Below are 8,164 nucleotides of genomic sequence, written 5' to 3'. Positions count from 1 at the left end.
TGCTGTGCAACGACATGGGCCAGCCATGCATCCAAGGACGCGCGGACCGCGACATCGATGACGACCCGCTGATCCCGCAAGGTGAGCGCGACGCGCGTTTGTCCAGTCAGGCGACTCACGAGCAATGCCAGCGCGGCAGTCTTTACGTGTGCAAGCGGAATCTCCAGCCGCGTGGCACGTGCCTTGAGCGCAACCACCAGCTGCGGTGCCAGGGGGTACGCCATGCACTTTGCGACGGAATCGCCCTGCGACGACGACTTACGTACCAGCACATCCAGCAGCGAGGTGTCGGCCTGCGTGCTGCCGGAACGATCCTTTGAACTGCTCATGTCCACGATGCCCTGGTAAGAGAAGAAAGCGTCAGTGGCGCCCGACACAGGCGTAAGGCGAGCGATCCGAGCGCATGGGCTTTCCGGCGAGCCGGCGGATCCCGTCGCGGACAGTCGCAGCCGTTCCAAATCCGGCAAGAAGGCAGGCATCCAGCACCTTGTTCTTGCCTACACCGGGTGGCTCCAGTCCTAGACCGCGCAGGCGCTCATTGGCGCGGTGCAAGAGGCTGTCGCGCCGGGTGGCATCGGTGTAGTAGGTAAAACTGACGGTGACCGAAGGCGCTTCGCCGTTCTCCACCATGTGCGGGCTGGTCGACGGCATGTAGGCACCCATGCCCGGCTCGAGATGAAACACCTTGGCGCGCTCGCGAAATGCGTCCTTCCAGTCAAGCAGGTCACGCTCATGGCAGGCATGGAAGCGATCACGCGCGCGATCGCTCGCCACGAACGTGTCGTGCCGGTCCCAGACATACAGGGTCTTGCGGCCTTGGACCTGGAGAATGAAGTTGTGCTCCTTATCGAAATGAAACGGAGTCACCGCATTGGGCGAGGTGATGAAGATCCAGCCGCCGCGGTAGCCCATGCCAGGATCGACACGGTCGATGCCGGGTTTGAGGCCGCCCAACACCTCGTCCACCAGCGCCCGATAGGTCTCATCGACTTGCACGTTCAAAAGCGACATCCAAGCTTGGGCCTGGTAGATGTCCTGTAGCGTGTCCACAACCGATCTCGCATTGGGGTGTAAGTCAGGCGCAGCATTGAACGGCGTGCCTGCCGCGGCCCCACTTCCATGGCTGCGAATGCACCGGCGCAGTTCCAATCGCTTACCCAGCTCGACCAGTTCGTAAAAACGTAGTAATGGGTGATACATGAGCCGGTGCCTTACCGCCTGGATCCGGGAAGGCTCAAACGAATCCCAGTCGACATCGACCAGGCTAGCTTTCATATCCATGCGTTTCCTCCACGCCTCGGTCGCCAGCGTTACGCGCCCCATCGACCTGAAAACCGTTCTGGCACGTCACCGCCGTGCTCAGTCACTGGTCCACAACGAAAATCCCGAGTTGAAGTCGGCCACCCTTTCTATGGCTTCGCCTGGAAAGCAAAGAGCCAAAGGATTGCGCCTTGAGCTGGGCTTCCGGTCCATGTCACTCGGTAAGTACCGGCACGATCGACCTGTCTGACCGCCACGGCGCATTGCACCCCACTGTTAGGCGGCAACTCGAGGAAACGATCGATCACCTTGAAGCCGTTGTCGGGGATGGCCGTCATTCGGTAGACGTAGGCATCTCCCCACCACACCGCAACCAATGTTGCAGGACCTGTGGTGGTCACGCTGCCGCTGGTCAAAGCGGCTGTTCCGGCGGCCGCGTCGGCACCGGAGAGCATTCGCTTCACTTTATTGGTAAGCCGCGTCATCGCCTCAGGCATCGGATAATTGTGGGAAGCGTCCTGCAGCACACCTGCATTCCGGATTTCGATGAAAGGCACCGTGATTTCGCCTGCTGCTTCCCCGGTCTTGGCAAGGCGAACCTGGTGTCCAGCCCCTCCTTTTGCTGAAAGCGCAACGTAAGCGGCGTTGTTGAATCGCCCGCTATAGCCGTTATAGGGAACAATCGGCCCCTGACGTGTCCAGGTGTTGCCGTAGTTGTCGGAAGGAAGGCTGGCATTGCTCGCGTATCCCCCGACAAGGACGAGCAATGAACTTTCGGTTTCATGCGTGGTGATCGGTGCTGTGACCGCCGGATTGGTCCCATTCCCATCGGCTTGTACAAGCAGGGTGTGCGCACCAAGCGAGGGCGCCGGCTCGCGCGGCGCGGTATCCGATGCAGCGTGCATCCCATAGCTCCCGCTTGCGACCAGCAGTACGCCCGCGATGACCGCCAGCCTGACCAATTGGCGCAGCTTTGTTTTCAGCTGGTTATCGCTCACCGACTGCCCTTTCCCTTTGCTGGCGCCCTGCGTTTCACCTAGCGCGCCCGCCTCATTGGAAGGGGCATCATGTCTGTGGTGAAGCCCACGGCTGCACATATGATTTCCACACCGTCGCTCTGATTGCCCGGTAAGTCAGTTGCGCTGGAAATAGAAACCGTAATAGCGATCTATTGAGTGCTCGCCCTCGAAAGGGATACGCATGTAGCGCTCAAAGGACTCCCATCGATCGATGGCCGTGTAGCCGAGTGCCTCCATCTGCGCCAGTAGGTCTGGCATCGCCATGACCCGGTAAGGACAACTCGAAAGCGCGCCAATCTGTTGCAGGGTGAAGAAACTTCGGCTCGGATGCAGCGGGGTGACGTTGACCAGTACGTGCCGCGGAGGCTCACGCAGGGATCCCAGCATTTCCGGCAGTGTAAAATCGAGGTACTGGAGTGCACCACTTGCCAGCAGGATGCCGCAGCCGTCGGCGTCTTCGAGCGATTGGGTGAAACTCAACCTGTGGCTGGTATCGTGCTCACCGGCCCATGCACGTCCGGCCGAGACCAGCGCCGGCAGGTCATACACCAGCCAGCTCAGATCATCCGGGTAATCGATGTAGGACTGGAAGCCGTAGTAGCTGATGCCGATGTGGCCACCGAGATCGAAAAGCGTGCGCTGGCCCGACATGAAAATCTGCGACAACCAGAAAAGGATCGGGTAGTCGCCGACCAGAATGCTGTCGAGGCGCTCATGGTAGAGATCTGCCGCACGCGCAAGGTCGTAGCCGGTCGGTAGTGACTTTGGCGCCTGCGCCAGCGCCTCGCTATAACTTGAGTACACGCCATAGTACGAGTTGGACGGCAGTGTCCCGCGGTCGAACATCATCCGATACACAGGCCTTGCCAGCAGCCGCAGGCCAGGTAACTCGGCGCCATCATGCGCCATGCGTTTGAGATTGCCTGAAAGGCCCTTCGTTGGCATTGGACGTTGTTCCTGGAGTTGTTTAGGCCAATCCACCCAAGGCGCCACCCTTTGCGACGCTCGGAGCTCTCACATGCACATGCGCTTTCCCAACAGGCGCCGATGCGCGCTAGCGCGCACCGGTTCCGAACAGCACCACCTCGACGGTCTGGATCATGATCAGCAGATCGAAGAGCAGGTTGTGGTTCTTGACGTAGTACAGGTCGTACTTAAGTTTCTCGGCCGCATCGTCCTCGGATGCACCGTAGGGATAGCGAAGCTGCGCCCAGCCGGCCAAGCCTGGCTTCAGGCAGTGACGCAGGTTGTAGTAGCTAATGTTTTTCCCGAGATCCGCCACGAACTGAGGACGTTCCGGCCGTGGACCGATGAAGCTCATTTCCCCTTTGAGCACGTTCCACAACTGCGGAAGTTCGTCCAGTCGGACCTTGCGCGTGAAGCGGCCCACCCGAGTCACGCGGTCATCGCCATTACGGGCCCAACGCGCCACGCCATCCAGCTCTGCATCAGTGCGCATGCTCCGAAACTTCACCAGCCAGAAGGTCCGGCCGTGCATCCCAACCCGCTCCTGCCGATACAAGATCGGCTGCCCAGCGCCGGATTCAATCCGGATCGCCAGCACGACCAAAATCATCAAGGGCCAGGTCAGCATCAGCACGGTGAGCGAAGCGATCAGATCGAAGGCGCGCTTGGTGAACAGACGCAATGGGGTCCCGTTGAAACCGCCGGAGTACACCAGCCAGGAAGGATGCGTGAGCGAAAGCTGCACGCGGCCGGCCTCGCGTTCAAAGAAAGTGGTCAGGTCGGTGATCACGATGCCGGACTGCCAGCATTCGAGTAGATCTTCCATCACCACACTGCCACGGCGATCCTCGACCCCCACCACGATTTCATCGACGCCACGCAGTGCCGCCCACTGGCCCAACGGCTGCCCTGGCCGCACCAGAAGTCCGGCAGGAACGGCAACCTGCTCACCCGGACACGGGACAAAGCCGAGCACGCAGAAGCCGCGGCGGTCAGAACGACGGCGCAGACGCTTATGGATATGCGAGGCACGCTCGCCTGCGCCGAGCACCAGGATCCGGCGTTTGAAAGACTCCAGTTCCACCAGCCTCAAGAACACCGCACGAAAGGCAGTCACGGAAATGAAGCCAATGACAAGCGCAAGGCCCAGCACCCCGCGACCCACGTATGCCTGCGGAATAATGTAGTAAGCCACGACCAAACCAAGGCCGCCGAGTGAAAACCCGATGGCTTGGCGCGCAAGCAGACCAAACCACCCTGCCCGCATATAGGTCTGATATTGGCCCAGGGCGCCGAGACCCAGAATGATCATGAACGAGAACAGCAAGGCTTGCGCCGGCAGGTACCGCACCGAGTAGTCGTATTCTTCCTGCGTGCGGAAACGCAGGTTGGTCGCGGTGTACATCGAGGCGGCCAGGAGCAGCAGCTCGATCGCACCCAAGAGCAGCAACCAGCGAACGGCCTGTCCGTATACAAATCGTTGCATGCTGCCCCCCGCTTGCCATGAAGGTCGCGCGCGCTATGGCCGGTCCGAAACGCTTGCAATCGCGCTGTGTAAATGGGTGATACGCGCATTGATTCGTAGTTCGGACATTGAAATCAGGGTTTTCCTGAAACGGACTCCAGTGGCCGCTTTTTTCGCGCGGCTGCGTGGTTAGCTCATGCCAGGATGTGAAGCGTGTGGCGCAACACATCGAGCGAAACCGCGAGTGCGCCCGCTTGACCCTCCGGCAGCGCCAGTTCCATTGTCAGGCAGGGCTCCCCGTCCACTCCTTTGGGCGGAACCACAAGAGCACCTGGCAGCGCTGAAAAGCTGCTGGGCGCCTGCCCAAGACCGGTGCCCCACGCCTTGAGAACGGCTTCCTTGCGCGTCCACAGTTGAAGCAAGGCCCACTCGCGCCGCTCCGGCGGCATGGCTTGCAAAATATCGCGCTCCTCATCCGAACAAATCACGCGTAGCAACTCAAACATCGCGACGCGGGTTGGGCATCGCTCAATGTCGATGCCGAGCGCGCGCACCGAACCTACCGCCATCAACGCCATCGGGCCGCTATGGCTCAGGCTGGTGGTTAGCCCGGTACCAGGAAGCTGCGGCTGGCCGCCTGGCAGGAATTGGAGGGACACCCGGTCTGGCAAGGTCTCGGTGGCCATGCCCAGTAGCACTCGCCACAGCGCGTGTGCGATCACGTAGGTGCATCGATCCTGTTCAAAGCGAAAGCGTTCCGAACGCCTACGCTCCGCGGCGCTCAGCAACCCGGTTGCGCATTTCTCAAGGTCACTCCAGGAGCTGGTATCGAGCATGACGACGCTGACCTGGCCTTGCGCACAGGCAGACAGGCCTGCGACCGCAAGTGCGCGGCGCGCATGCTCCACAAAGTTCCGATGTATTACTGCCTGGTGCATCGTGATCGCACGAAATCAAGCGACGTTGGCGTCCGCCTGATGGGACATGAACTCCAGGTACCAAGGCATCGCCTCGCGCAATCCATCGGGCAAAGTGTGCGTGGGTGCATAACCCAACCTTTCGGAAGCGCGGCTGACATCGGCGAGCGAGTGGCGGACGTCGCCGGCGCGGAATTCTCGATAGAGCGGTTGCCGCGCATAGCGCACACCCATGGCTGCAAGCTGCGTCACCAGTGCTTCAAACAAGCTATTAAGGCTGTTGCTCTTGCCAACGGCGACGTTGTAGACCAGGTTGCGATGCTCCTGTGAAGCCAGCGCCGCACGTAGATTGGCCTGTACCGCATTGGCGACATGACAAAAGTCGCGCGTGGTTTCGCCATCGCCATTGATGGCCACAGCCTCGTCGCGCAGCATCGTGGCGATCCATTGCGGGATCACCGCGGCGTATGCGCCATGTGGATCCTGACGGCGTCCAAATACATTGAAGTAGCGCAGGCCGATGGCTCTGAAGTCGTAGCAGCGAGCGAAAACCTCGGCATAGAGCTCATTGAAGAACTTGGTCGCCGCATAGGGAGAGAGCGGTCGACCGATGACATCCTCCACCTTGGGAAGGGTCGGCTCGTCGCCGTAGGTGGAACTGGAGGCGGCATAAGTAAAGCTGTGCACGCCCGCGTCGCGCGCCGCCACCAGCATGTTGAGGAATCCTGTCACGTTGGACGCATGGGCATCGATCGGATCGTCGATCGAGCGCGGCACCGATCCCAGCGCAGCCTGGTGCAAGACGTGGCGGACCCCGGAACACGCCATCCGGCAAGCACGCATGTCGCACGTATCGCCGCGGATGAAGCTGAAGCGTGCCCAGGCCTGCGCCCCCACGAGGCGTTGGACCTCGTCAAGGTTGCGCTGATGGCCAGTGGAAAAGTTGTCCAGCCCGATGACCCGCTGACCGAGGCCCAGGAGGGCCTCGACCAGGTTGGAGCCAATGAAGCCGGCCGCGCCGGTGACCAACCAGGTTCCGGTTTCCCGGTCCATGCGCGCTTGGATATCACGCGGCAGCAAAGCATTGAGCGTCGCCATCACAGCCTCCCGTCCACCGCTTCGCGCGGCAGCACGTACTTCACGTCATAGACCACTGACTCGGGTTTGCAGAAAGCGCGCACGCCTTCGGCGCCCAAGGCCCCAAACTGCTTGTGCCCGACTGCGAGCACGACCGCGTCGTAGTTCCCATGTGCGGGCTGCTCGGTCATCGAAAGGCCATACTCGTGCGCAGCCTGACTGGCATCGACCCAGGGATCGTGCACGTCGACTTGCACGCTGTAGCCGCCCAGTGCCCGCATGATGTCGACCACCCGCGTGTTGCGTAGGTCCGGACAGTTTTCCTTGAAGGCCAGCCCCAACAGCAGCACGCGGGCACTCACCGGATTGATGCCTTTGCGCACCATGAGCCGGATCACCTCGCTGGCGATGTAAGGCCCCATTCCGTCGTTGGTGCGCCGGCCTGCCAGAATCACGTCCGGGTGGTGGCCGACCTCCTGCGCCTTGTGCGTCAGGTAATAAGGGTCGACGCTGATGCAATGACCGCCGACCAGCCCGGGCCGGAACGGGAGAAAGTTCCATTTGGTGCCTGCTGCCTGCAGCACCTCCAGCGTGTCGATCCCCAATTTGTTGAACAAGATCGCCAGATCGTTCACCAACGCGATGTTGAGGTCGCGCTGCGTGTTCTCGATGACCTTCGCCGCCTCGGCCACCTTGATGCAACTGGCCTGGTGGGTCCCCGCAGTGATGATGGAGCCGTAGAGGCGATTGACGAAATCTGCGGTCTCCGGCGTCGATCCTGAAGTTACTTTGAGGATCGAAGTAACCCGGTGCTGCTTGTCGCCCGGGTTGATCCGCTCCGGGCTGTAGCCCACGAAGAAGTCGCGGTTGAACGCCAGCTGCGAGCCACCCTCCAATAGCGGGACGCAGACTTCTTCCGTGCAGCCCGGGTACACGGTGGACTCGTAAATCACGACATCTCCGGGCTCCAGCACTTGCGCGAGCGTCTGGCTCGCGCGAATCAGCGGAACCAAATCGGGCCGCTTGGCGGCATCGATGGGCGTGGGCACGGTGACGATATAGACGTTGCAGGACCGCAGGTCTTCCAGAAGCGTGCTGAAAGTCAAAAGCGTGGCGGCCGCCAGTTCCTCCGCGCTCGCCTCAAGCGTGCTGTCCCGACCTGCCAACAGCTCCTCGACCCGTGCTGCGTTGATGTCAAAACCCAGGGTCGGGTAGCGCTTCCCGAATTCCACCGCCAATGGCAGCCCGACGTAGCCCAAGCCGATGATGGCGATCCTGCTTTCTTCCAAAGTCTGCATGCGGTACGCCCATGACGGTCATGGCGAAACGGGGACAAAGAAGGTCGGTGTTTTGTGCTGCACACGCCACAACGCCTGAACCCGCTAGGGCAGGACAGGCCGCTTTGATGTACTTGTCCGAGGACGATCACCCTCGTGCGACGGGCAAAGCCGCTGGTTGAT

General features: G+C 61.0%; 7 protein-coding genes. All 7 read right to left on the bottom strand.

The window, feature by feature from the left end; all coding sequences use genetic code 11:
- Positions 1-360: 360 nt before the first annotated feature.
- The 7 genes from BMZ17_RS07030 to tviB all read right to left on the bottom strand — a co-directional run bounded on the left by BMZ17_RS07030 (position 361) and on the right by tviB (position 8,002).
- A complete protein-coding gene (locus BMZ17_RS07030; protein WP_139202806.1) occupies positions 361-1,281 on the bottom strand; it encodes a JmjC domain-containing protein in 921 nt (306 codons plus the stop codon).
- Positions 1,282-1,409: 128 nt separating this feature from the next.
- Positions 1,410-2,258: a hypothetical protein gene (locus tag BMZ17_RS20850; protein ID WP_139202805.1), complete on the bottom strand. Its 849-nt coding sequence runs from the start codon at positions 2,256-2,258 to the stop codon at positions 1,410-1,412.
- 135 nt (positions 2,259-2,393) lie between these two features.
- Positions 2,394-3,224 (bottom strand): methyltransferase, TIGR04325 family, encoded by an 831-nt coding sequence (locus BMZ17_RS07025; protein WP_093137540.1) that lies wholly within the window; start codon positions 3,222-3,224, stop codon positions 2,394-2,396.
- A 109-nt stretch (positions 3,225-3,333) separates the two neighbouring features.
- Positions 3,334-4,731, bottom strand: coding sequence for a TIGR03013 family XrtA/PEP-CTERM system glycosyltransferase (locus tag BMZ17_RS07020; protein ID WP_093137538.1), 1,398 nt, complete (start codon positions 4,729-4,731; stop codon positions 3,334-3,336).
- Positions 4,732-4,904: 173 nt separating this feature from the next.
- Positions 4,905-5,546 carry a 4'-phosphopantetheinyl transferase family protein gene (locus tag BMZ17_RS07015; RefSeq protein WP_175485493.1) on the bottom strand — a complete coding sequence of 214 codons (642 nt, stop codon included), beginning with the start codon at positions 5,544-5,546 and terminating at the stop codon, positions 4,905-4,907.
- A 117-nt stretch (positions 5,547-5,663) separates the two neighbouring features.
- A complete protein-coding gene (locus BMZ17_RS07010; RefSeq protein WP_093137534.1) occupies positions 5,664-6,725 on the bottom strand; it encodes an SDR family oxidoreductase in 1,062 nt (353 codons plus the stop codon).
- Positions 6,725-8,002, bottom strand: coding sequence for a Vi polysaccharide biosynthesis UDP-N-acetylglucosamine C-6 dehydrogenase TviB (gene tviB, locus BMZ17_RS07005; protein ID WP_093137532.1), 1,278 nt, complete (start codon positions 8,000-8,002; stop codon positions 6,725-6,727). Before tviB ends, BMZ17_RS07010 begins: the two co-directional genes overlap by 1 nt.
- Between the last annotated feature and the right edge of the window lie 162 nt (positions 8,003-8,164).

It is taken from the genome of Pseudoxanthomonas sp. GM95 (assembly GCF_900109775.1).
Classification (GTDB): Bacteria; Pseudomonadota; Gammaproteobacteria; order Xanthomonadales; family Xanthomonadaceae; genus Pseudoxanthomonas_A.
The sequence above is the reverse complement of the archived record's forward strand: the minus strand, read 5'-3'. Positions and strand labels throughout refer to the sequence as shown.